The following is a 23,647-nucleotide window of genomic DNA, read 5'->3' as shown; positions in this document are numbered from 1 at the left end:
CCAACAACGAGTACTTCTCGGCAGTTAGAATCAAAGCAAGCGGCGTCGCAACCCTGTACGTTCCAAGATTCGTGTCGAAATCTCTTCAACAGACAGTGACGAGGTATTGATGTATGGAATGGCTTCACGTCTGAACAAACCTTCTACCGTTTGCAGCTCATACAAACATTGAGAGTCACTTGCGTACTCACTGCCTGCTAATCGATTTTCACGGATCTCGGTCAGCCTTTCCGCATCAATCGTCAAACCAAACAGCTTATGACGATATATCTCAAATTCCGGTAGCAACCTTAAGCGAGCAATATCATCATGGATAAACGGATAGTTTGCGACGCGCAAACCAAACTGCATTGCCATGTACAAGCTCGTTGGCGTTTTACCGCTGCGAGAGACTCCCAACAAGATAATGTCTGCCTCTTCCAAGCCTTTTAAAGTAATGCCGTCGTCGTGCGCTAACGTGTATTCGATAGCAGCAATACGGTCGAAGTATTTGTCCGAGTCTTTATTGACGCTACGAGAACGCTGCAGCTTCGGCTTAGGCGCCATTTTCGTATCATCTTGCACTTTCTGCACGATACTCTCTAACACGTCATAACAATGCGCAGGCGCATCTAACAGCTTGAGTTTTATCTCCGGAATCACAATCGAGAAAAAGACCAAAGGTTCATGGCCTGTTGCTCGATATGAAATCTCGATCTCTTTCAATAAATCAGAAAGTTTGTCTTCACTTTCGACAAACGGGAAGGTTTTTTCATTAGCTTCGAATGGGAATTGACCTAGAACAACATGCCCTAAAGTCTCACATGTTATGGCCGTTCCATCAGAAACATAGAATACATCACGACTTTGGATATCAATTTGCATTTTTTATTTAATGTTTAAAATTATTTTGAGTAGGATGGGAACCATAATATATATAACGAAACCCTGCTGACTATTACGTCCCCCACAGCTTTAGAAAATAATTTACATTTTTTTAAACTGATACGTAATCGTTTGCCTTTAAATCCCTACAATGCTTGCTATGTTTCTGGAGAAATAAATGCAAAATAACACCCTATGGTTCAATGGCCTTTCCATGGAAGATGTCGACAAAGTCGGCGGTAAGAATGCTTCACTTGGCGAGATGGTTTCTAACCTAGCTAACGCTGGCGTATCAGTACCTAATGGTTTTGCTACCACATCTTATGCGTTTAATAACTTTCTTGACTACAAAGGTCTTGATGAGCGTATTCACCAACTCCTTGATGAACTTGATGTTGAAGACGTTGACGCACTGCGTAAGACAGGTGCAACGATTCGACAATGGGTTCTAGACGCACCCTTCCCAGAATCACTAGAGCAAGATATCCGTGATAACTACCGCGAACTGATTGAAGGCAACGAAGAATTGTCTGTTGCGGTTCGCTCATCGGCAACAGCTGAAGACCTTCCAGATGCTTCTTTTGCAGGCCAACAAGAAACCTTCCTTAACGTGAAAGGTATCGATGCGGTTATCGAAGCAACGAAACACGTGTTCGCTTCACTGTTTAACGATCGCGCTATCTCTTACCGAGTACACCAAGGCTTTGATCACCGTGGCATTTCACTGTCTGCGGGCATCCAGCGCATGGTTCGATCAGACAAAGCTTCTTCAGGTGTAATGTTCACTCTTGATACTGAATCAGGCTTCGACCAAGTGGTATTCATCACCTCTTCTTGGGGCCTAGGTGAAATGGTCGTGCAAGGCGCGGTGAACCCAGATGAGTTCTACGTTCATAAGCCAATGCTAGAAGCAGGCCACTACCCAGTTGTTAAAAAGACGTTTGGTTCTAAGTTGATCAAGATGATCTACTCAACCAACCAAGAGATCGGCAAGCAAGTTGATATCATCGACACAGATACTCAAGAGCGTAACGAGTTCTCATTGAACGATGAAGAGATCAAAGAATTAGCAAAACAAGCGATGATCATCGAGAAGCACTACCAACGTCCGATGGATATTGAGTGGGCAAAAGATGGCATCGACGGCAAGCTTTACATCGTTCAAGCTCGTCCTGAAACAGTATGTTCTCAAAGCGACCAAAACGTTATCGAGCGTTACGAGCTAAACAACAAGGCAGATGTCTTAGTTGAAGGCCGTGCTATCGGTCAACGTATCGGTTCAGGCCCTGTTCGCTTGGTTGATTCTCTAGACCAAATGTCACTGGTTCAAGAAGGCGACGTGCTGGTAACTGACATGACAGACCCGGACTGGGAACCTGTGATGAAGAAAGCCTCTGCGATTGTGACTAACCGTGGTGGCCGTACTTGTCACGCAGCAATCATTGCTCGTGAGCTAGGCATTCCTGCCATTGTTGGTTGTGGTACTGCAACAAGCAGCCTGAATGACGGCGACACCGTAACAGTGTCATGTTCAGAAGGCGAAACAGGCTACGTTTACAATGGCGAACTCGACTTTGAGATCAAACGTTCTGAGGTTGATGAGCTACCAATGCTGCCAACCAAAGTAATGATGAACGTGGGTAACCCAGATCGTGCCTTCGACTTCGCTCAAATCCCGAACGAAGGTGTTGGCCTTGCTCGTCTTGAATTCATCATCAACAAGATGATCGGTATTCACCCTAAAGCTCTGTTGAACTTCGATGAGCAAACGGATGAGATCAAAGCAGAAATCAACCAGCGCATTCGTGGCTACAAAGATCCTATCGATTTCTACGTAAGCAAGCTAACGGAAGGCATCGCGACTATCGCGTCTGCATTCTGGCCTAAGCGTGTGATCGTACGTATGTCTGACTTCAAGTCGAACGAGTACAGCAACCTTGTTGGCGGTAAAACGTTTGAACCACATGAAGAGAACCCAATGCTGGGCTTCCGTGGCGCATCTCGTTACATCTCTCCAGTATTTGAAGACTGTTTCGAGCTTGAAACTCAAGCGCTAAAACGTGTTCGTAACGAGATGGGACTGAAGAACGTTGAAATCATGATCCCATTCGTGCGCACTCCAAGTGAAGCGGCATCGGTTATCGACATTCTGGCTAAGTTTAACCTACGTCGCGGTGACCAAGGTCTGAAAGTCATCATGATGTGTGAGCTTCCATCGAATGCGATTTTGGCTGAGGAATTCTTGAAGTACTTCGATGGCTTCTCTATCGGTTCAAACGACATGACACAGCTGACACTTGGCCTAGACCGAGATTCAGGTGACGTTGCTCACTTATTCGATGAGCGTAACCCAGCGGTGAAAGCGATGCTGAAAATGGCCATCGATGCAGCAGCTAAAGCGGGTAAGTACGTGGGTATTTGTGGTCAAGGCCCATCTGACCATGACGACCTAGCGGAGTGGTTAATGGAGCAAGGCATCAGCTCTGTTTCACTAAACCCAGATACGGTTATCGACACGTGGTTGAAGCTTGGTAACGTTGCGAACAAGTAACGCTTAGCGCCCAAAAGTCGATTTAACAAAAAAGTAAATACTACAAAGCCAGTCACTGCGACTGGCTTTTTATTTACTGCATTTTAGGACGAGACATCGAACACTTTAGAAGTAGTATCTAACGCCTACCCAAGCTTCGGTCTGCCACTCACTTGGTATAGACAAACCGTTCACATCGATATCGCCTTTGGTGATGTCGTAACGAGTATTCAACCACCAAGTACGCGCACTGTTCATTGGTACATTCAAAGATGTTTTCAATGAGAAGTTTTGCATGTTGATATCGCTACCAGATAAATCTTGCCACTCAGGAACCAAAGAAACATAAGCGCCAGAATTACCTAAGTGTTTTGCCGTGATAAGCCCAAGTGAATATCCCGTTAAGTCGTCTTTAGACGAGCTGACACCTGATATTTCCATGCTTCCTGTCATCAGCCCAGCTCTTGGAAAGACTAGGAATCCTGCTGTGTAAGCCGGATTGATGGCAACAACACCACCGACCGAGAGCAAATCATTTTTAATGTTGGTGCGAGTATTAATATAATCTAGCGACACGCCAATTTTTGGAGTCACCTCTAGCCCCGGCTCAAAAACATGAAAATACTGGAGTCGGGAGTTACTGTAATCCGAACCAAATTTATTTGGGTCACGTTGTGTCACATCATTATCATCAACAAAGGTCGCCTCTGCGAGCAACGCAAACTGCTGACCATTGTCCATCCCACCAGAAACCTGTCCCTGAAATTGAATATCGGAGCTACCGCTGAACATCAGTGCGGATTGTGTGTACACCTTGGTTACGTCTGCAGGATCGATAACACGTTCTGATTCGGCATGCACAGGGATCGACAAACCCAAGCTCAATGGAATAATAAGGGCAAACTTTTTCATTGTATCTCTCGAAAGTAGTTTGCTTCTTCCTTGAAGCAAGAAAGTCCTTCTGTCTCAAACGGGCTGTTATTTATCAGCAAGTAATTTTGCAGCTGAACGCATCAACGCAGGGCCTTTGTTTTCACCAAAACCAGAGTGGTAAGGGTTGTTTGAGAACATCACGCCAACAAAATCACGCTCTGGGTCGATGTAAATGAATTGACCAAGGTTGCCACTTTTCGACATTGCACCGTCATTGAAGATGAAGTCGAATTGATATGCGTTGTAATCCGCTTTTTCATTGTATGCATGCAATGAACTGCTCTCCTTGCTCGTGCCGACAAAGGCTTTTGGATCGCCGCCATTGCGAATACGATCAATCACGGCTTGAGAGATAACAGGTTCATCAGCTACCGCTTTCCAGCTTGGCGTAAACAGAGTACCCCAGCGGGCCATGTCTTCGACTGTTGTAGACACCAAACCAACGGCGATCGCCATGCCATCAGGCGTTAAGTTAAATTCCATCGATTGGCGAGCGTGTACTTTCGACCAAACACGATCTTCAAACACTTGAGTCCATGTTTTGTTTTCGATGTTCTCAACCATTTTGGTTAGTACCATAGTGTTGATAGAGGCATAACGGAAATGGTCGCCCGCTTTCTCGCCATCTAGCTTCTGAGCGCCTTTAGCCACATTCATCCATGTTTCCATTTCACCGGTTTTGGCTCTTGGCGAGTTAAATGATGCAGCAAAGAAACGTACAACGTCAGAGTCTGGGTTCAGGATCGATTTAAGCGTCTCTTCGTTATCTAACGCCGTAGACATATTGAGCACCTGATGCACAGTAATGCCTTCCCAGTTGGTTCCTTTGAGTTCTGGAACATAGTGAGTAATGCCTTTCTCTGGGTCGACTTTGCCCTCTTCGACCAGCATTGCCACAACTGTACCGACGGTAGTTTTGGCCGTTGAAGCCCATACATGACTGTCTGTCGGGCTCATGCCTGGATACGCTTCGTAAACAATCTCGCCTTTATGAATCAGCATAAAGCCTTGAGTTCTAAATTGTTCATCAGCAAGGTACGCTGCCATTGTCATTTCACCCTTGCTTTCCGTCTCAACCTTCAACTTCGTAAGGCGTGGATCAAGGTTTTTAACCAGTGGCTTGTAGTCCTCATTCGGTGCAGCAAAAGCCGTTGGCATAAACTCACTCATATGCAGGTTGTAGTAAACGCTGTGGTCACCACCCATTTGCCAATGGAAGTTATTGAAGTTTTCTCGCGCTGAAGCAACAAACGAGGGAGTAAAAGATTGTTGAGCATCTTTCACGGTCAGTGTTACCTGAGCGCCTTCTACTTGAAGTGCAGCCTCTACTGGGTTTTCTGCAAAAGCCATCGATGAAATGGTAAGTGATGAAATCGTGAGTGATGAAATAATTAGAGCAAGGGGTTTAAGTTTCATGTTCTTCTCCTCATTTGGGTTGGAAGAAGTATATGAAGTTGCGCTACACTTAATTAGGTCATTTGGTGACATTTAAAGGCAGACTCATAGAACTATGAAAGCATCATCGAACACCACCAACATACTGCTCAGCTCTACCAGTAACATTGCACCGTATATTCAATATTGCCAAACACGTTCTTTAGACTGGCGTTCGGTGGCCATCGAATGTGGGTTGCCAATTGAGCTGACACACTCTAACCAGTGGCTTCCTACTCAGGATTTGGTTCGCTTTATTCATAGCTTGGAGCGTAAATTTGGTTATTCAATTGGGATTGAGGTTGGACGAAAAGCATCTCTAGAACAACTGTCGCCAGAGCTAAGTCGAAAGATCGACCAATGCACATCACTTGAGCAAGCAATCCGTTGTTTAACTGTTGAGATATCAACCTTGAGCAATCACGTCACCATGTGGACAGAAAAACGCGATGGAATGTGGTGGCTATGTCATCGCAGCTGCTATCACCCATCGACATCGGGTTTTGAGCAATCTGAGTGGTTTCGCACACTGACCGTAATTAGCTTGTGTCGTAAATTCATAGAAAGCACATGGCAACCATCACACGCTAAGCTAATCTCGGCAAACAACCGTGAGCGTAAGTTACCCAAACACTTCTTCAATTCTGATATTCAGTTTGAGCAACAATATGGCGCGATCGCCATTCCCTTGCCGGGTGACTATCGCGCAATCTCCGAACAAGACACAACCCAAGATTGGCATCAAGCTGTTGAGGTACTCATAAGCACTTACTCGACCTTGCCTTGGTTCAATATTGAATGGTTCGCTACCATGCTCGGCATGACAAAGCGAACGCTGCAACGAAATCTGAAGAGTAACGGGATCCTCTTTAAGCAGGCCAAAGAACAAGTTAGGAAGAGTAAAGCCAAGCAGTTACTCGATGAGACCGATCTTTCAGTGCAAGAGATCAGCTGGCAAGTGGGTTACAGTGATTTGAGTAACTTTAACCGCGCCTTTAAGGGTTGGACTGGCACTACAGCGCCAAGTTATCGAAATACGAGCAAAGAAACAAAAAGGTAGTTATCAAAATAAAAAGTCCGGTCAAATAACCGGACTTAATCGAAGATGTTGATATCAGTTCACTACTCTAATAAAGCTCTCGCGTTATCACCCTGCTCGTAAATATAGAGGCTGACACGAGACAGTATGGTTATCTCTTCTAAGCTGACTTGGAGCGAGTTTTGCCCTCTTCCTAGATTAGCTCTCAAGCGATCGACTAGCTGTTGAACTGCCTGCAAATCATCTCTCGCTTTAGGAACACGAGTATTCATAAAGGTGAACCACTTTTCACTCATGTTACGGCTTATCTTGGCAAGTACTTCGGTATTGGTAATGGTAAATGCCTTATCAAGATTGCCTCCGTCTCGGAGGATGTCATAAATGATGTGACCGTTCTTTTTCGCCACCATCATGTTCTTGGTATTGAGCTGCAATTCACCAATATGTCCATTAGCCATTTTTAAGAAGAACTTAATGTCTTTGTAGCCAGCGTCTGTTGCGCCACAGTTGAATTTGGCGTTGTCGCCTTGGCTGGTGCCATAGCGATCTTTCATCGCAGATTGATGGTGTTTCAGCTCGACAAACTCTTTAGTCAAAATGATCATCGCTTTGGCCACGATCATATCGTCCATACTCTCAAACACGATGGTCATGCGGGCTGCATCTTTAAGGTCGCCAATATCATAATGACGTTTTCGATTGGTGATTTTATCCAACGCACCATGAAAATCTTTTACGCCCAAATAAGCACCGGGAGGCTGTTTGAGCGTTCCGTTACACACTGAAGCGACTTGCACAGCGAACTCTCTAAGCGCCTCTTGAGCCTCGACCGTCTCCATAAACATCATGAACAGCTGCTTTTTCTTTAGCGTGGCATTCGCGACCTGATTTCGAGAACCAAAATCTAGATTGCTATTCGCCAACTTCTGACTTGATGATTCATCCAGATAGTTATGAATCTTTTCTTTCTGAGTCATGATGTCGAGAATGACCTGATCTTGCTGCTTGTTAGCGGCATTCATGTAATCGAAATTTTCGACCTTTTGTTTCAATGCTTGCAACTTCTGTTGGTAATCTTTGACGTTAACCAAACGAAAGCCCTGAGACATGATGCCTTGTTGGTTTATCTTAGCGAGTACCTTCGCCTTGTTCTTTCTAACCTGTTCTTGGCTGATCTGAATTTCTTCTGTCGTCGGCATATTTAGGTTCCCTCTCCAATATGCAGTTAAAACGGTGCTTGCTGACTCGCAATTCCTTTCCCTTTGACGATATTAGTTTATGGATTTGATAATTACATTAGCCAACAACGATAACCCTATAAAATAAATAAGGTTTGAGAGGTACTTCCATAAAGCCACAGGACAGAGTGCAACAACTACTCTGAACTCAAAGTTAGGGAATATGCCGAGATCTGTTAACAGTTATTGGTATCGGGCTGACCTTACGTTATCCTTTACGCAATTCTTCATTGAGAGGTTTGTCACTAATACAAACCTAACTTCAAGACCGATAAGAGCGTTATGAATTCTACTACCGCAACTCCCTCGCCTTCTCTTGGCCGACAACTCTATACAATGACATGGCCAATGCTGTTTGGGGTGCTTTCCCTAATGAGCTTCCAGCTTGTAGACAGTGCTTTTATTGGCCAACTGGGCGTGCTGCCGCTCGCTGTTCAAGGTTTCACGCTTCCAATACAGATGATCATCATTGGTATTCAGGTCGGGTTAGGTATCGCGACAACCGCGGTAATCGCTAGAGCCATTGGCGCGAATGAAACGCGCTACGCCAAGCAACTAGGTGGATTAGTGATTGCGATGGGCAGCGTGAGTGTTGCGCTTTTCTCCGTCATCATCTACCTATTGCGTGGGCCAATTTTACAGTTGTTGGATGCGCCACCGACGGTATTGCCAATCATTGATTCTTATTGGATCTATTGGCTAGTCAGCTCTTGGACAGGTGCGCTGCTCTACTTCTTCTACAGTGTGTGTCGTGCCAATGGTAATACCATGCTACCCGGTTCAATGATGATCGCGACCAGTATCATCAACTTGATATTGGACCCGATTTTCATCTTTACGCTCGACATGGGTATCAATGGAGCCGCCATTGCGACCATCTTAGCGTTCGGTGCGGGTATATTTTTCGTTGCTCCTAAGGTGACTAAGAAGCATTGGATGACGTTCGACTGGCACGATCTCGACATTGGTAAGAGTGTTCGCTCCATTGGTAACATTATGGGGCCTGCGATGATCAGTCAGCTGCTGCCACCTGTTTCATCCATGTTCGCCACTAAGCTGCTTGCTGGCTATGGCACTGCTGCCGTTGCAGCTTGGGCGCTGGGTTCACGTTTTGAATTCTTCTCGATTGTCGCTGTACTGGCATTAACGATGTCGATGCCTCCAATGATTGGTCGCATGTTGGGAGAGAACAACCTCGAAAACATACGTAAGCTCGTTAAGATTGCGGTGATGTTCGTATTGGGTTTCCAGTTGGTGATTGCACTGGTGACTTGGTTATTCTCTGGCGGACTAGCAAACCTAATGACCAGTGAAAGCGAAGTCTCAACGATTTTAAACTATCACCTACTGATCGTGCCTATCAGCTTAGGGCCACTGGGAATCTGTATGCTAATGGTTTCTGTCTCTAACGCATTGGGCAAATCTTACACCGCCTTGACGATTTCAGCGCTGCGCCTGTTCGCCTTCTTCTTGCCTTGCTTGTGGGTAGGTTCGCAGCTTGCAGGTATTGAAGGCATATTCTGGGGCGCAATGGTAGGTAATGTGCTTGCCGGAACCTGTGCATGGTTTATGTACCAACGCGCACTGGGGCAAGTTGAGGCTAAGCTTGCCAATTAACTAGCGAGAAAGTTATTAAATACAAAAAAGCAGCCACTTGGGCTGCTTTTTTCATAAGTCGGGTTCTCAGTAACACTCTAGACCATCAAATATTCAACCCATCAATGGTCAATTTCACTCCAGAGATAAAGAGAAACAGGTAGCACAATCGATACACCCATATTTGATTTACACGGTGTAATAACCACACTCCGAGCTCAACGCCAACAGGAGCGAGAGGCATCAGAATCAAGGCTGTCATCACATTCATCGTGTCAAACTCACCTAAGGCAGCGTAAGGAACCAGTTTGGCTAAATTGACTAAACCAAACAATACGGCCATCGTCGCTACCAAAACAACTTTGTCTAGTTTCAATGGCAACATATAAATGCTGGCTGGCCCGCCACCCGCGTGAATCGCAGTGCTAGAAAATCCACTTAACGTACTCCAAAACCACGCACTTATTTTTCCACCAGCTTTTTGTTCTTCCATACCTAATAACAAATACTGACCGCAAAATAGTAGGGAGAGAATACCAATGAGTAACTTCAGGCCTGATTCTGGTGTGATACTCAAAAACAACCCTGCTAATACAACTCCAACAACCGCCCCCGGAAGCATGTTTTTAATTACGGAGTAATCAGCATTGCGATAATGATGTTTCACCGCAAACACATCCATTACACACAATATTGGTAGTAAGATAGCAGCAGCTTGAGTAGGTGCGATGGTCATAGCCATAAGAGGTACCGCGATAATACCTAATGCACCACCTAAGCCCCCTTTTCCAATTCCATAGATCAAAACAGCAGGGATTGCAGTAACATAAAACCAAGGTTCAGTCACAATAAGCATAAGCGGTACCATTTGTTTGCAAAGGTTTTTTTAGCAACGCCATTTCTTACCATCAACCAAACCCTTTTTGATTCAAAAAGAGTCGACTGCGTTTAATATCGATTAAAGTACCATCAGAATTTCTAGGATCACGCTCTTGCTCAATGGTAATCCAGTCTGAATAACCGATTTGATTTAAAGCCAACTGTACTTCAGCATAATTGATAACGCCTTCACCGATCGGACACATTACACCTTGTGCACAAGCCTTCCAAAAACCAACCTTTGCTTTAATGACACCAGAAAAAATTGCATGGTTGATATCTTTAAAATGAACATATTCTAAGCGAGATGCGTATGCGATTAAGCTGCCCGCTGGATCCATTCCAGCGTAATACAGATGACCCGTATCCAAACAGAGCCCGACCTCTTCACTCGTCAAATCTGCCAACATTCGATCAATCTCATCGCGATATTCTATATAGCCTCCCGCATGGGGATGAACGACAGGACGAATTCCATAGTGTTTCGCGATGACAGCAATATCACGAATCGTTTGCATCATTGTGTCCCAAAGCTGGTTATCTAATCTTGGAGCTTCATCACTCAATCCAGCGCATGCACTTCGCGCATCATTAACACAATCGATCACAACCAATTTTTTGCTGCCGATACGCTGAAGCATCGAACATAAATCATGTGTTCGGCTCAATATATCTTCTTTATGTTCTAAGGAGGAAAGTGGCTCAAAAAGTGTCCCTGCACAAATCACCAAACCATTCTCTTTGGTCGCCGTGTTAACAAACTCTCCTTCTAGAGGCATGTAGCCAAACGGGCCTAGCTCTATACCTTGATATCCAGCAGCTTTGCTTTCCAAGATTACGGTATTCCATGATGGATTGTGGATGTTAGTGGCAGATTCCACGCCCCAACAACAAGGTGCGCATGCAATTAAGCTATTCATGACTATTCTCCATTCAATTCGGCGTTAATACGCAGCAATAACGCTCAAGTAATATACGCCAATTACTTGCAGCTTCATCTTGCATTTATGCAAACCGCGTTTCTACCAATGGCTATAACACCTCTTTATCAGTGCCTTTAGAATGAATTCATCAACAGAAAATAACTGCACGCTGCGTTTTGTGTATTTACGAACTCACAGCGCCTCATTGAACTGTTAATTCAGCTTTACCTTGATACAGGATATTACGATGGAACCTATCTACATTGTTGCAGCGAAACGCACACCAATCGGCAGCTTCAACGGCGCACTATCTTCAGTTTCTGCGCCCACGCTCGGCGCTGCAGCGATTAAAGGTGCAATCAGTCAATGTCATATCGACCCGACTCTTATTGATGAAGTTATAGTCGGTAATGTGCTCAGTGCTGGTATTGGCATGGGACCGGGGCGCCAAGCCGCTATTCAGGCAGGGGTTCCAGAAACGGTCCCGGCATACACACTCAATATGATCTGTGGAAGTGGAATGAAAACGGTCATGGATGCGGCAAGTCATATCAAAGCGGGAGATGCTGAGATAGTAGTTGCCTGTGGAATGGAGAGCATGTCTCAAGCCCCATTTGTACAAACGCATAAAGTTAGAAGTGGCGTTCGCATGGGAAATATTTCGTTAGAAGACAGCATCATTACCGATGGTTTAACCGATGCGTTTAATCAATATCACATGGGAATCACCGCAGAAAACATTGCAGAATCACTGTCTATTTCGCGTGAAGAACAAGATGCGTTTGCACTCAAAAGTCAGTTAAGCGCGGCAAGTGCACTGGAGACCCACGGCTTTAGAAGTGAAATAGAACCAATAGAAGTATCGTTACGTCGCAAGCAATATACCGTCGAATTTGATGAGTACCCAAAAGCCGATAGCACATCAGAAAGCCTTGCCCGTTTACGTCCAGCTTTTAAAAAAGATGGCACTGTTACCGCTGGAAATGCCTCGGGTATTAACGATGGTGCAGCCGCGATCATCTTGGCATCAAAATCAGCTGTGGAACGGTATCAACTAAAACCAATGGCTGAAATCATTAGTTACGCTCAAGCTGGTTTGTCTCCGGAAATTATGGGGTTAGGACCTGTTCCAGCTATCGCGAATGCACTAGAAAAATCTGACCTCTCACTGCAAGACATCGAGTATTTTGAGCTTAATGAAGCCTTTGCAGCTCAAGCTATCGGCGTAACAAAGCAGCTCGCTGAACAACACAATGTTGAGCAACGTTGGATCTTAGATCGCACAAACCATAATGGTGGTGCTATTGCTTTAGGTCATCCACTTGGAGCATCCGGTATCCGTATTCTTGTTAGCTTGACGTATCAACTAGAGCGAAAACAGCAAGACTATGGCTTAGCATCTTTATGTATTGGTGGAGGCATGGGTACTGCCGTGATCATCAAACGTTGTTCGTAACCAAGTACTAAACGACAAAGTAGAAAACGACCAAGTAAACAACGACTAACATGACTGCGTAAAAATTATCATCAGCAGTCATACCAAAAATTAAGTTAGACAAGGCGATAAGCCAACTCTGTATAAGGGCAAATTATGAGAAAGAAAATCACAGCCAACGAGATTGCAGAAAAATTGCATGATGGGATGACCATCATGATTGGCGGTTTTATGGCAAATGGTGCCCCTGAGGGCCTTATCGACCTACTGCTTGAACACAACATCAAAAACATCACACTAATTTCGACCGATACAGGAACTCAAGTCACAGGTTCCGGTCGACTGATTGCCGCAAAACTCGTAAAAAAACTCTACGCCTCGCACATTGGTACCAACCCAGAAACGGGAAACCAGATGAATAATCAAGAGCTAGATGTTGAACTGGTTCCACAAGGCACATTAGCCGAGCGTATTCGTGCAGGAGGGGCTGGACTTGGTGGCATTCTTACCCCAACAGGCCTTGGCACTTTGGTGGCAGAGGGTAAACAAGTGATTACCATTGATGAGAAAGACTATTTGTTAGAAAAACCTCTTCGCGCTGACCTTGCTTTTATACGCGGTTCAGTTGTCGATACCAAAGGGAATGTGTTTTACAAAAAAACCACTCAAAACTTCAATCCATTAATGGCGACCGCTGCCGACCTCGTGATTGTTGAAGCTGAAACAATTGTTCCACTTGGAGACATCGAACCAGAGTCGGTTCATACCCCTGGTCTATTTGTAGATTACGTCTATCAAAAGGAAGCGAAATAATGACGGATATTATCTGTAAACCTCAACCTACTTATGGCAATACGCCTTTGGCGAGCAAGATTACCGATAAGGCAGTTATACGTCGAAATATTGCTTGGAGAGTAGCTCAAGAACTGCATGATGGCGACGTCGTGAATTTGGGGATCGGCATGCCCTCTTTGGTTGCAAATGAAATTGACTCAGAAGTCGAGCTCATACTGCAATCTGAAAATGGGTTACTCGGTATTGATGCGATTGCTGACGACAGTAATACGGACGCCGATTTAGTCAATGCCGGCGGACAACCGATTACCGCAACCAAAGGCGCAAGCTATTTTAACAGCGCCGATTCCTTCACCATTATTCGCGGTGGTCATGTCGACGTAACGGTTCTCGGAGCACTGCAAGTCGATGAGCAAGGTAATCTTGCTAACTGGATTATCCCTGGGAAAATGGTTCCAGGTATGGGAGGCGCTATGGATCTAGTCATAGGCGCGAAAAAAGTCATCGTCTCAATGGAGCATACAGCGAAAGGTAAACACAAGCTTCTTAAAACCTGCTCTCTGCCATTAACCGCACTGAATCAAGTCGACATGGTCATCACAGAGATGGGGGTGATATCCATTCATGACTCCCAAATGATATTAACGGAGATAGCTCCAGGCTACACACCAGAAGAAGTGCAACAAGCAACAGAAGCAACCTTGATAATCCCGACACCTCTCAACATTATGCCACTTCCAAAGCATTAAGTTTTCTAAATAGTAAATCGTGTTACTGCGTTTTTATTTGTTATGGCTGCTCCACGTCATATTCGCCCATGCTGTAACAGCATGGGCTTTTTTATTGTGTTAACGGCTGCACCAAGGTTGCCGATTAAAAAGCACCGACCCTTTCGATTAATTAAACGCATCATCTAATGCAGGAACCGCGTATCTTCCTCTTTTAGTACAAAAAAGCAGTAACCTAAATGGCTACTGCTTGTTGTAAAACTACCTAAAACAATAGCTCCGATTACATCGTCGGAAAGTTAAAGCTGCTAGTATGCTCTTCCAATCGCACGCTGGCAGGCCAGCGACTCGTGACAGTTTTCATTCTTGTATAAAAACGAACCCCATCATTACCGTGCATATTTAAAGGCCCAAATATCGAACGCTTCCACCCACCAAAACTGTGAAATGCCATTGGTACAGGAAGAGGAACATTGATACCTACCATCCCAGCCAATACATCTTCTTGAAACTGACGCGCAGCCTCTCCATCTCGAGTAAAAATAGCCGTACCATTGCCATACTCGTGTCGATTAATGAGGTCTAAACCCGTTGCGTAATTAGGCACTCGCACAATCACCAACACTGGACCAAAGATTTCCTCTTTATAAATTGTCATCTCAGGAGAAACATGGTCAAACAAAGTCGGCCCTACAAAATACCCATCTTTGTGGCCTTCAACTTCAAACGAGCGTCCATCAACCAGAAGTGCAGCACCTTGCAACTCTCCCTCTGAAATATAGTCACAGATTTTTTGTTTATGAGCCGCTGAAATAACAGGGCCCATATCGTTTTCTTGTCCTTCCACGATCCCAGGGCCAACTCGCATGGACTGTATCTGCGTTTGTAATTTATCGGTTAAACGGTCGGCTGTTTCATCCCCGACAGCAACCACTACAGATAGTGCCATACAGCGTTCACCCGCAGCACCGTAAGCGGCTCCCATGATTGCTTGAGACGTCATATCTAGCTCGGCATCAGGCATCACTAAGCAGTGATTTTTTGCACCACCTAATGCTTGGCAACGCTTACCATGAGCAGAAGCCGTCGTATAGATGTACTCGGCAATCGGTGTAGAACCAACAAAGCTTACCGCTTGTACACGTTCATCGGTAAGCAATACATCCACCGCTTGTTTATCGCCATTCACCACATTGAAGACACCATTTGGTAACCCTGCTTCTTTAAGTAACAACGCCAGTTCGAGCGCCAGTGAAGGATCTTTTTCAGAAGGTTTCAAGACAAATGTATTACCCGTAGCCAGTGCTACAGGGAACATCCACATAGGAACCATTGCAGGAAAATTAAATGGAGTGATGCCAACGCATACGCCCAATGGTTGCATTAATGAATGACTATCTATGCCAGTACCAACATTCGAAGAGTGCTCCCCCTTTTGTAGGTGTGGGATACCACAAGCAAACTCAACCACTTCTAGCCCTCGAGCTAACTCCCCTATTGCATCTGAATAGACTTTCCCGTGCTCACTGGAGATCAGGCGCGCTAAACGGTCAAGATTAGCCTCCACTAAGGCTTTAAATGCAAATAGCACACGGGCTCGTTTCAATGGTGATGTTTTGGCCCAGCCCAGATGGGCCTGTTGAGCAGATTCGATCGCTTGTGCAGTTTGTTCTTTATTACTTAAAGCAACTTGCTTTGTTTGTTGGCCTGTTGCGGGGTCGAAAGTCGGAGCGACACGTTCCGTTTGATATTCGCTTATTTCACCATTGATAAAATTAAATACAGTTTTCATAACTGAGTCCTTTAGTTGGAAATGAATGAAGGTGCGGCTTCTGATTTAAGACGAGATTGTGAAGATGACTGACAAGATGTAGATAAATTGCGTTGCTGCCACGATCTAACCAAGATCGAATAGTTTGACTTGATTTGGCTAATTAGCTCCTCATCATTAATATCATTCGCAAGCCACAAACTTGATGGCAATCCAAATATTGTTCGCCCAACCGCAAAACCTTTTACCAGCGGACAATTTGCTGCAGCATTAAAGCCGGCTTGTACCTCATTTAATGGCGCATCAAGCCCAAGAATCAAAATACCTCGACAATGTGGGTCATTGTCTTGTATCAACAACTCCACTTGTTTCCAGGACAATTCAGAAAGCGGCGGTAATTTCCACCAGTCAGGTTTAACACCAATGGAATAGAATTGATTCATCAGCGTGAGATACTGCTTATCACCCAACGTCATTCCCTTAGGTAAAATAACCTCTAGCAGCAATTCGTGACCCGATTGGCAACACGCGTCATAGACTTCTTTAACTGTCTTTTCTTGTGATAGACGCAAGGCAATGCCATCGTCTGGGTGGCAAAATACTAAACACTTCACCACATGTTCTAATGGCCAAGTACGCAACTGGCTGCCGATGTCGCCATGCTCTAATTGCAAAGGTCTGGATCCTGGTTTTTCGATCGGTCGACCAATCCAAGTACCTGTCCCGGTAGCAGCATTAAGGACATGCTGACCAAAAGTACCATCACAGAGCAGACCAAACTTTCCAGCCAGACTCTCTTTTTGGCTGACATCTAACGACGCCTTATAAATTAACTGTTTCAATATGGAAATACGGTTAAAATCAGCGCCTGCATCTTTGGCCATTTGTTCAAACTGACTACGGTGATCGAATGCCAAAACACATAACTCATCCCACTGAGTTTGACGCGTCGTAACTCGGTGTAAATGGTTTAATTGACTGTCTTGATCTGGTCGTAATACATCTTGGGCACGATTTAAATAGTTATCTAACTCTTCTTTAGTAGGCATAGCTGGCGCACAACCATGGCGTGATACCACTAATGCACCACACGCGTTGGCATAAGCGCAAGCCTTCTCCCAACCTTCATCATTGAGGTAGCCTCGTAGCAGGCCAGACATAAAGGCATCACCCGCACCAAGTACGTTAAGAACATCCACTTTAACGCCTTCAACAGTTATGCCCTCGTCCAGCGAATCAGGCACATCACCAGAAAAAACAGAACTACCCAACGCACCTCGCTTACACACGAGTTCAGCCTGGCACACAGATCGAACCGACTTTAGAGCGACAACTGTATTTGTGGAGCCGCCCGCAATATGAAACTCCTCTTCGGTACCAACAATAAGATCGAAAAGGGGTAACACTTTCTGAAGTTGATGCGTCACTTCAGCAGAATCGATATAGCGAGTTTCGCCATCGCCAAGGCTAGTTAATCCCCAAAGGACGGGGCGATAATCGATATCTAATGCCGTCTTCACACCATGCTTACGAGCGTATTTTAAGGCGAGTAATACCACATCTCGGGTCTGCGGGTTTGAAAGGTGAGTACCTGTAATCGCTAAGCATCGTGCAGAAGCTATGTAAGATTCTGAAATATCGTCTACGCTGAGTGCCATGTCTGCACAATTATCACGGTAGAAAATTAATGGAAACGTCTCTTCATCTTTGATGCCTAACAATACTAAAGCCGTTAAACGATCACGATCGGTAATAAGATGGCGAGTATCAACCCCCACAGATTGCAGCTCCTCACGAACAAACCGCCCCATATGCTCATCACCAACTCGAGCAAGCATTGAGGATTTTAATCCAAGCCTTGCTGTCCCGTAAGCAACATTGCCTGATGATCCCCCTAGATACTTAGAGAACGACCCCATAGATTCTAATCGCGAGCCAATTTGTTGCCCATATAGGTCAACCGCCACTCTCCCCAGACAAATCAAATCCAGTTTTTTTTCTTCTAATTGCATATCCCATCCCTTGTAGACAAATTGGTTCGCTAATTAATTCAGCTTTCATCGCATACAGAGAGAAAACTCTGTCGCCTCTGCAAACTAAAACTCAGCTAAGAGAAATAAATCCCACTTATAGACTGCACCTGCCCTTTATATGAAATAAAAATTCCAAAATCAAACAAAAACGAAACATACAATTCATTAAAGTGATCCAGTTTACATTTAATGTTGAAACTAGACTTTAACCTCAGAAATCAAGGAAATTTCAGAAAATTTTTTTCATCAAATTTTTCATATCAACAATTTTAAAGCCTATATTTTTTTAACAATTAAAATCAATAACTTAGCGACTTTAAGAATGAGCATTTAATTTTTAACGCGATTAAAATCAATTAGTTAAACAAACCCCAATACAACATGAAACTTAACAACCACAAGATCTATGTAACAATTATAACAATTGCGCAGTATATCTAATAGCTAAACAAAAATTCTAAATATATAGTTACCCACAATAAATATGAAAAATATTTTTCATTAAAGAAGTAAGCTTAAAACGCCTATTTAAAGGTATGGAACTTGCCAAATTTCTAAGAAAAATTGAAACGTTCTTAGAGGTTCAATCACAAAATATCTTGTGATTGGCAGAAGCAGTGATAACAACAAGGAGACATAACATGTCATCGATAACCAACACATTTTCAAAATTCATACGCCGTTTTGCTCATAAAACCACTCTCTTCCAAAGCTCAACAGCAAGACGAGTAAAAACAGGATTCATTGCAATAGGCTTACTTAGTCTCGTTGCCTGTGGTGGTGAAGAGACAAAAAGTGATGTCGTCACAATAGGTGTCGCAATTCCCAACTTTGACGATACATTCCTTGTAAATATGAAAGATTCCATGACTGCATATGCTGAAAAACAAGACAACGTTGAACTCATTTTTGTCGATGCCAAAGAAGACACAGTCAAACAGCTTGGACAGGTTCAAAACTTCATTATCCAACAAGTCGACGGCATCATTTTAGTTCCAGTTAATACTGACGCGACCCAGCCAATGACGGACAAAATTCTAGACGCTGGGATTGAACTCGTTTACCTCAACCGTCGTCCTTCATACTTACCAGAAGGTGTGGCGTATGTCGGTTCTGAAGAGCTGCAATTTGGCAAAGAACAAGCTAAGTACGTCGCAGATAAAAGCGAAGGCGGCAACATTGGTATTTTGATGGGCATGATGACAATTGAAGCTGCAATTCTCCGTACTGAAGGCGTCGAAGATTACTTCCAAGACAAGTCTGATTTCAACATCATCCGCAAGCAAACCGCATTATGGCAACGCTCGCAGGCAATGGTAGTAATGGAGAACTGGATCAATTCAGGAGACAAACTCGACGTAATTATTGCCAACAATGATGATATGGCGCTAGGTGCAATTCAAGCTCTGCGTGCTGCAGGAAAACTAGATGACACGATTGTTGTAGGCGTTGATGCAACTCCTGATGGGTTAATGGCAATTGAAAATGGGGCGCTTGATGCCACTGTATTCCAAGATGGGGGTGGCCAAGCACGTGGCGCAATTGATGCGGCAATCAGTGGCATCACGAATCAACCTCGCGAGAAAATCACTTGGATCCCTGCAGAGCTTGTAACCAAAGACAACCTAGAAGAATTCAAAGCTAAGCAAGGCTAACGCCCTCTTCACTCATATGTTCTATGTACCAATCCACTAACAAGGTTGAGTACATAGAACATTTCAATCGGAGCAGTAAATATGAGTCAAGCCTTACTAGAAATGCGTGGAATCTCAAAGTCATTCCCTGGAGTGAAAGCCCTTGATAATGTGCAACTCACATTAAAAGAGGGTCGTGTCATGGCCTTAATGGGTGAAAATGGCGCAGGAAAGTCCACTCTAATGAAAGTTCTTTTTGGTATTTATCAAAGAGATGACGGCACTATTCGTTATCAAGGTCAGCCTGTGAACTTCAGTGGTGCTAAAGATGCCCTTGAAGCCGGAATATCGATGATCCATCAAGAATTGTCCCCAATACTTCACCGAAGTATTGCAGAAAACATTTGGCTAGGTAGAGAGCCGACCAAAGGACCATTCAACCTTATCGATCACGGTAAAATGTATAGCGACACCACCAAACTATTAGAAAAACTGGACCTGCAACTCGACCCTCGAACGCCCATGAGTGAGCTTACGGTAGCCACAATGCAGATGATCGAGATTTCGAAAGCCATCTCTTACCACTCTAAGGTCATCATCATGGATGAACCGACTTCAGCCCTTACCGGTAAAGAAGTAGACCACCTATTTGAGATCATTGAACTACTGAAATCTCAGGGTGTGGCCGTGGTATATATCAGCCACAAAATGGATGAGATCTTTCGTATCTGTGACGACATTACTATCTTTCGAGATGGTAACTTTATCGGCGAAAGAGAAGCGTCTTCCACTAATAACGATGAACTCGTTCACATGATGGTAGGACGTAACCTAGGCGATGTTTATCCTCCGATCACCGCCAAACCTGGAAAAGTCAGATTAGACGTCCGAAACCTCACTGTTGAGGGGCAATTCAGTGACATCAGCTTCAAACTGCATGAAGGTGAAATTCTTGGTATTGCAGGTCTTGTTGGCTCTGGTCGCACCGAATTGATTGAAACTCTGTTTGGTGTAAGACAAAAAGATGTTGGTGAAATTTGGATCAACGGCGATCAAGTAGAAATAAAAACGCCAACCGATGCCATCAATCACAAAATGGCCTTTCTAACAGAAGACCGACGCCACTCAGGGCTTTACTTGATGTTGGATATTTTCGCTAACACCTCCATCGCCCATCTTGATGCTTATCGCAATAAAGTCGTTAGCCTGCTTGATGTAAGAAAAATGCAAAAAGACTGCTCAACGCAATGTTCGACTCTCAAAGTAAAAACGCCAGGTATGTCTGAAGCCATTGATAATTTAAGTGGTGGCAACCAACAAAAAGTATTACTCGCGCGTTGGATGTTAACGAAACCAGACATTCTCTTTCTCGATGAACCAACTCGAGGCATTGATGTGGGTGCCAAATCTGAGATCTACAAATTGATGCGTCTTCTCACCGGTATGGGCAAAAGCCTTGTCATGATTTCATCTGAGTTACCTGAAGTGATTGGAATGAGTGACCGCATTCTCGTCATGCACGATGGGCAATTCAAAGGTGAACTCGACGGTCACGAAGCCTCACAGCAACAAGTCATGTCATTAGCATTCAACTAGAAACAATAAGCTAGTCCAACATATCAAGGAAAGTAGTTATGATAGCTAAACTTCTTCAAGCCACTTCGGAACAGCCGGAAACTGGCAAAAAAACACGTTTTTTATCCAAATACGCAATCTATGTCGTCTTTGTCGCTATGTGTATTGTCATGAGCATTTTGTCTCCGGTATTCCTTACCGTTGCCAATTTACTTAATGTAATGACTCAGATGGCCAGTATTGGTCTACTCGCCTTAGGTGTAACGATCATCATCATCACTCGCGGAATCGATCTGTCTTCCGGTTCAGTGCTTGCGGTAGCTGCCGTAGTCTCTGCCAGCACAGCTCAAACCCTCGATTGGGGGATGAGAATGTACCCCAACCTACCTGAGCTGCCTGTTATTGTTCCGATTTTGGTTGCATTAGGAGTTGGTGCACTCTGTGGGCTGATTAACGGCGCACTCATCGCCTATACAGGAATCCCTCCGTTCATTGCTACACTGGGCATGATGATCATCGCTCGCGGGGCTGCATTACTCTATTCCGACGGTCGCCCTATCAGTAGCCTAATCGATTCATACCAATGGATAGGACAAGGAAACATTGCGGGGATCCCCGTGCCCGTGGTGATATTCCTCGTTATGGCATTGTTCACCTATGTGCTACTCAACTACACCAGATTTGGCAAATATGCTTACGCTATCGGCGGCAACGAAACAGCGGCTTACGTATCGGGGATCAACGTCACCAAGTACAAAATTCTCGTCTACGTTTACGCTGGCCTACTAGCTGGTATTGCCGCGCTTATCTTGACGGCTCGAATCAACTCAGGTCAACCTGGCTTAGGTAACATGTATGAGCTTGATGCTATCGCTGCTGCCACTGTTGGTGGGGTATCGCACGCCGGCGGAATAGGAACAATCCAAGGCACGATCGTAGGTACCATGATTATGGGCGTCCTACAAAACGGACTCGACCTACTCAATGTATCAGCCTATTGGCAGCAAGTAGTAAAAGGCTTAGTGATTGTTGTTGCCGTCATTTTTGATATGAAACGCCAGAAGAAAAGTAAGTAGTCATAAGATAATTTACGGTCATCATGCTTAAGAACGCATATTTGATAAATAGAAGCACTTAGAAATAATGTAAGCCGTCGACAGATAGCTCACAAAAAGTTGAATGTAGGGTCCTCAAGTGAGGTTTTCCATGCCACGTAAGTTCATCACTCTCGTGGCATTTTTTTGTTTATAGCACGACTGTCGTATCGTTTTCGTCAGTATCATAGCAAATGAAATAAATGTTCCATTTAGACCCACTCAACTTCACATCACCTATTTACTCTGTAATATAGGAAACATTCGCTCCTCTTTCTCCATTAAATTTAGGATGTTGTGTTATGCATGTTGCAACGAATTTCAACGAACTAGAAAACCAAATTCGTTTAAAACACAGTACGTTAAGCAAAAGGCTACAACAAGTCGCACATTACGTACTCGAAAACTCAAACAGCATTGCCTTTGATACCGTTGCCGTGATTGCTAAAGCAGCCGATGTTCCACCTTCGACACTCATTCGCTTTGCAAATGCCTTTGGATTTAAGGGTTTCAACGAAGTAAAACAAATATTTCGACAAAATCTTGTAGAAGAAACCACCAGCTACACTCAACGCACGCGTCTAGTTAAGGCGCTTAACAATAAAAACTTGCGAGAAGAACCTGAAGACATTTTGTACGAATTTGCTCAAGCCAACTCACAAGCAATGATGCAGTTAGCGAAGTTGACCTCTCCAGAGAAGCTAAAGCAAGCAGTCGATGTTCTGGACCGTGCCGATAACATTTATCTGATTGGCCTTAGACGCTCATTTAGTGTGGCGTCATACCTCACGTATGCACTACGTCACATCGAATGTAGAGCATTCCTCATCGATGGTTTAGGCGGGATGTTTGAAGAGCAGGTCAGTATGGTTGGGCCGAACGACGTGGTTGTCTCAATTAGCTTTAACCCATATGCAGAAGAAACGATCAAGTTGTGTGAAATAGCGTCCAAAGCAGGTGCCAAGCAAATAGTGATTACCGACAACCAGGTCAGCCCACTGTCCGTATTCAGCGACGTCTTCTTTACCGTTAAAGAGGCCAGCGTCGATGCATTTCGATCACAGTCGGCTTCATTGTGCCTGGCGCAATCCTTGGCAGTATCACTTGCGTTTAAAAAAGGCAGAACACTCGATTAATTCCAAGTTC

General features: G+C 44.4%; 18 protein-coding genes. 10 read left to right on the top strand and 8 right to left on the bottom strand.

Annotation, left to right across the window (positions count from 1 at the left end; genetic code table 11):
* Nucleotides 1-30: 30 nt before the first annotated feature.
* A complete protein-coding gene (ppsR, locus tag QWZ07_RS07435; protein ID WP_009846294.1) occupies nt 31-864 on the bottom strand; it encodes a posphoenolpyruvate synthetase regulatory kinase/phosphorylase PpsR in 834 nt (277 codons plus the stop codon).
* 178 nt (nt 865-1,042) lie between these two features.
* On the opposite strand from ppsR, the gene ppsA reads away from it, so the two are divergent.
* Nucleotides 1,043-3,415 carry a phosphoenolpyruvate synthase gene (gene ppsA / locus QWZ07_RS07430; protein ID WP_017101760.1) on the top strand — a complete coding sequence of 791 codons (2,373 nt, stop codon included), beginning with the start codon at nt 1,043-1,045 and terminating at the stop codon, nt 3,413-3,415.
* Between the two features lie 105 nt (nt 3,416-3,520).
* On the opposite strand, the gene QWZ07_RS07425 is transcribed toward ppsA, so the two are convergent.
* Nucleotides 3,521-4,306 carry a hypothetical protein gene (locus QWZ07_RS07425; protein ID WP_192852977.1) on the bottom strand — a complete coding sequence of 262 codons (786 nt, stop codon included), beginning with the start codon at nt 4,304-4,306 and terminating at the stop codon, nt 3,521-3,523.
* A 66-nt stretch (nt 4,307-4,372) separates the two neighbouring features.
* Entirely contained in the window at nt 4,373-5,743 is a 1,371-nt protein-coding gene (locus tag QWZ07_RS07420) for a serine hydrolase domain-containing protein (RefSeq protein WP_192852976.1), read from the bottom strand.
* 94 nt (nt 5,744-5,837) lie between these two features.
* Here QWZ07_RS07420 and QWZ07_RS07415 point away from each other — a divergent pair, with 94 nt between their 5' ends.
* A complete protein-coding gene (locus QWZ07_RS07415) occupies nt 5,838-6,821 on the top strand; it encodes a helix-turn-helix domain-containing protein (RefSeq protein WP_192852975.1) in 984 nt (327 codons plus the stop codon).
* A 62-nt stretch (nt 6,822-6,883) separates the two neighbouring features.
* Here the strand turns inward: QWZ07_RS07415 and QWZ07_RS07410 are convergent, their stop codons facing one another.
* Complete coding sequence (locus QWZ07_RS07410) at nt 6,884-7,999, bottom strand: hypothetical protein (RefSeq protein WP_065105295.1); 1,116 nt, start codon at nt 7,997-7,999, stop codon at nt 6,884-6,886.
* A 321-nt stretch (nt 8,000-8,320) separates the two neighbouring features.
* Here QWZ07_RS07410 and QWZ07_RS07405 point away from each other — a divergent pair, with 321 nt between their 5' ends.
* Nucleotides 8,321-9,655, top strand: a complete 1,335-nt coding sequence (locus QWZ07_RS07405) for an MATE family efflux transporter (protein WP_192852974.1) — start codon at nt 8,321-8,323, stop codon at nt 9,653-9,655.
* A gap of 85 nt (nt 9,656-9,740) precedes the next feature.
* Here the strand turns inward: QWZ07_RS07405 and QWZ07_RS07400 are convergent, their stop codons facing one another.
* A complete protein-coding gene (locus QWZ07_RS07400; RefSeq protein WP_192852973.1) occupies nt 9,741-10,490 on the bottom strand; it encodes a sulfite exporter TauE/SafE family protein in 750 nt (249 codons plus the stop codon).
* 52 nt (nt 10,491-10,542) lie between these two features.
* Nucleotides 10,543-11,433 carry a TIM barrel protein gene (locus tag QWZ07_RS07395; RefSeq protein WP_017111588.1) on the bottom strand — a complete coding sequence of 297 codons (891 nt, stop codon included), beginning with the start codon at nt 11,431-11,433 and terminating at the stop codon, nt 10,543-10,545.
* 250 nt (nt 11,434-11,683) lie between these two features.
* Between QWZ07_RS07395 and QWZ07_RS07390 the strand changes: the two genes are divergently transcribed.
* From QWZ07_RS07390 to QWZ07_RS07380, 3 genes are all read left to right on the top strand, one after another.
* Complete coding sequence (locus QWZ07_RS07390) at nt 11,684-12,892, top strand: acetyl-CoA C-acetyltransferase (RefSeq protein WP_017111587.1); 1,209 nt, start codon at nt 11,684-11,686, stop codon at nt 12,890-12,892.
* A gap of 135 nt (nt 12,893-13,027) precedes the next feature.
* Nucleotides 13,028-13,684 carry a CoA transferase subunit A gene (locus tag QWZ07_RS07385; protein WP_192852972.1) on the top strand — a complete coding sequence of 219 codons (657 nt, stop codon included), beginning with the start codon at nt 13,028-13,030 and terminating at the stop codon, nt 13,682-13,684.
* The gene (locus QWZ07_RS07380; RefSeq protein WP_192852971.1) at nt 13,684-14,415 is read left to right on the top strand and encodes a 3-oxoacid CoA-transferase subunit B; all 732 of its coding nucleotides are present in this window, start codon (nt 13,684-13,686) and stop codon (nt 14,413-14,415) included. Before QWZ07_RS07385 ends, QWZ07_RS07380 begins: the two co-directional genes overlap by 1 nt.
* Before the next feature lie 262 nt (nt 14,416-14,677).
* Here QWZ07_RS07380 and QWZ07_RS07375 read toward each other — a convergent pair whose 3' ends face one another.
* Nucleotides 14,678-16,186 carry a CoA-acylating methylmalonate-semialdehyde dehydrogenase gene (locus QWZ07_RS07375; RefSeq protein ID WP_192852970.1) on the bottom strand — a complete coding sequence of 503 codons (1,509 nt, stop codon included), beginning with the start codon at nt 16,184-16,186 and terminating at the stop codon, nt 14,678-14,680.
* An 11-nt stretch (nt 16,187-16,197) separates the two neighbouring features.
* The gene (locus QWZ07_RS07370; protein ID WP_192852969.1) at nt 16,198-18,177 is read right to left on the bottom strand and encodes a bifunctional 5-dehydro-2-deoxygluconokinase/5-dehydro-2-deoxyphosphogluconate aldolase; all 1,980 of its coding nucleotides are present in this window, start codon (nt 18,175-18,177) and stop codon (nt 16,198-16,200) included.
* A gap of 662 nt (nt 18,178-18,839) precedes the next feature.
* On the opposite strand from QWZ07_RS07370, the gene QWZ07_RS07365 reads away from it, so the two are divergent.
* The 4 genes from QWZ07_RS07365 to QWZ07_RS07350 all read left to right on the top strand — a co-directional run bounded on the left by QWZ07_RS07365 (nt 18,840) and on the right by QWZ07_RS07350 (nt 23,637).
* A complete protein-coding gene (locus QWZ07_RS07365; protein WP_192852968.1) occupies nt 18,840-19,853 on the top strand; it encodes a sugar ABC transporter substrate-binding protein in 1,014 nt (337 codons plus the stop codon).
* 81 nt (nt 19,854-19,934) lie between these two features.
* Nucleotides 19,935-21,428, top strand: a complete 1,494-nt coding sequence (locus QWZ07_RS07360; protein ID WP_017111581.1) for a sugar ABC transporter ATP-binding protein — start codon at nt 19,935-19,937, stop codon at nt 21,426-21,428.
* Nucleotides 21,429-21,466: 38 nt separating this feature from the next.
* Nucleotides 21,467-22,483, top strand: coding sequence for an ABC transporter permease (locus QWZ07_RS07355; protein ID WP_017111580.1), 1,017 nt, complete (start codon nt 21,467-21,469; stop codon nt 22,481-22,483).
* A gap of 320 nt (nt 22,484-22,803) precedes the next feature.
* Nucleotides 22,804-23,637, top strand: a complete 834-nt coding sequence (locus tag QWZ07_RS07350) for a MurR/RpiR family transcriptional regulator (protein ID WP_192852967.1) — start codon at nt 22,804-22,806, stop codon at nt 23,635-23,637.
* Nucleotides 23,638-23,647: the final 10 nt, after the last annotated feature.

The organism is Vibrio lentus, from assembly GCF_030409755.1.
Classification (GTDB): Bacteria; Pseudomonadota; Gammaproteobacteria; order Enterobacterales; family Vibrionaceae; genus Vibrio; species Vibrio lentus.
Note: the sequence above shows the minus strand (reverse complement) of the source record. Positions and strands in the feature narration are given on the sequence as shown.

Bases quoted from the DNA above. Each gene is read 5' to 3' on its own strand.
- ppsR (WP_009846294.1), bottom strand. From the start codon at position 864: ATGCAAATTGATATCCAAAGTCGTGATGTATTCTATGTTTCTGATGGA.
- ppsA (WP_017101760.1), top strand. From the start codon at position 1,043: ATGCAAAATAACACCCTATGGTTCAATGGCCTTTCCATGGAAGATGTC.
- QWZ07_RS07425 (WP_192852977.1), bottom strand. From the start codon at position 4,306: ATGAAAAAGTTTGCCCTTATTATTCCATTGAGCTTGGGTTTGTCGATC.
- QWZ07_RS07420 (WP_192852976.1), bottom strand. From the start codon at position 5,743: ATGAAACTTAAACCCCTTGCTCTAATTATTTCATCACTCACGATTTCA.
- QWZ07_RS07415 (WP_192852975.1), top strand. From the start codon at position 5,838: ATGAAAGCATCATCGAACACCACCAACATACTGCTCAGCTCTACCAGT.
- QWZ07_RS07410 (WP_065105295.1), bottom strand. From the start codon at position 7,999: ATGCCGACGACAGAAGAAATTCAGATCAGCCAAGAACAGGTTAGAAAG.
- QWZ07_RS07405 (WP_192852974.1), top strand. From the start codon at position 8,321: ATGAATTCTACTACCGCAACTCCCTCGCCTTCTCTTGGCCGACAACTC.
- QWZ07_RS07400 (WP_192852973.1), bottom strand. From the start codon at position 10,490: ATGCTTATTGTGACTGAACCTTGGTTTTATGTTACTGCAATCCCTGCT.
- QWZ07_RS07395 (WP_017111588.1), bottom strand. From the start codon at position 11,433: ATGAATAGCTTAATTGCATGCGCACCTTGTTGTTGGGGCGTGGAATCT.
- QWZ07_RS07390 (WP_017111587.1), top strand. From the start codon at position 11,684: ATGGAACCTATCTACATTGTTGCAGCGAAACGCACACCAATCGGCAGC.
- QWZ07_RS07385 (WP_192852972.1), top strand. From the start codon at position 13,028: ATGAGAAAGAAAATCACAGCCAACGAGATTGCAGAAAAATTGCATGAT.
- QWZ07_RS07380 (WP_192852971.1), top strand. From the start codon at position 13,684: ATGACGGATATTATCTGTAAACCTCAACCTACTTATGGCAATACGCCT.
- QWZ07_RS07375 (WP_192852970.1), bottom strand. From the start codon at position 16,186: ATGAAAACTGTATTTAATTTTATCAATGGTGAAATAAGCGAATATCAA.
- QWZ07_RS07370 (WP_192852969.1), bottom strand. From the start codon at position 18,177: ATGCAATTAGAAGAAAAAAAACTGGATTTGATTTGTCTGGGGAGAGTG.
- QWZ07_RS07365 (WP_192852968.1), top strand. From the start codon at position 18,840: ATGTCATCGATAACCAACACATTTTCAAAATTCATACGCCGTTTTGCT.
- QWZ07_RS07360 (WP_017111581.1), top strand. From the start codon at position 19,935: ATGAGTCAAGCCTTACTAGAAATGCGTGGAATCTCAAAGTCATTCCCT.
- QWZ07_RS07355 (WP_017111580.1), top strand. From the start codon at position 21,467: ATGATAGCTAAACTTCTTCAAGCCACTTCGGAACAGCCGGAAACTGGC.
- QWZ07_RS07350 (WP_192852967.1), top strand. From the start codon at position 22,804: ATGCATGTTGCAACGAATTTCAACGAACTAGAAAACCAAATTCGTTTA.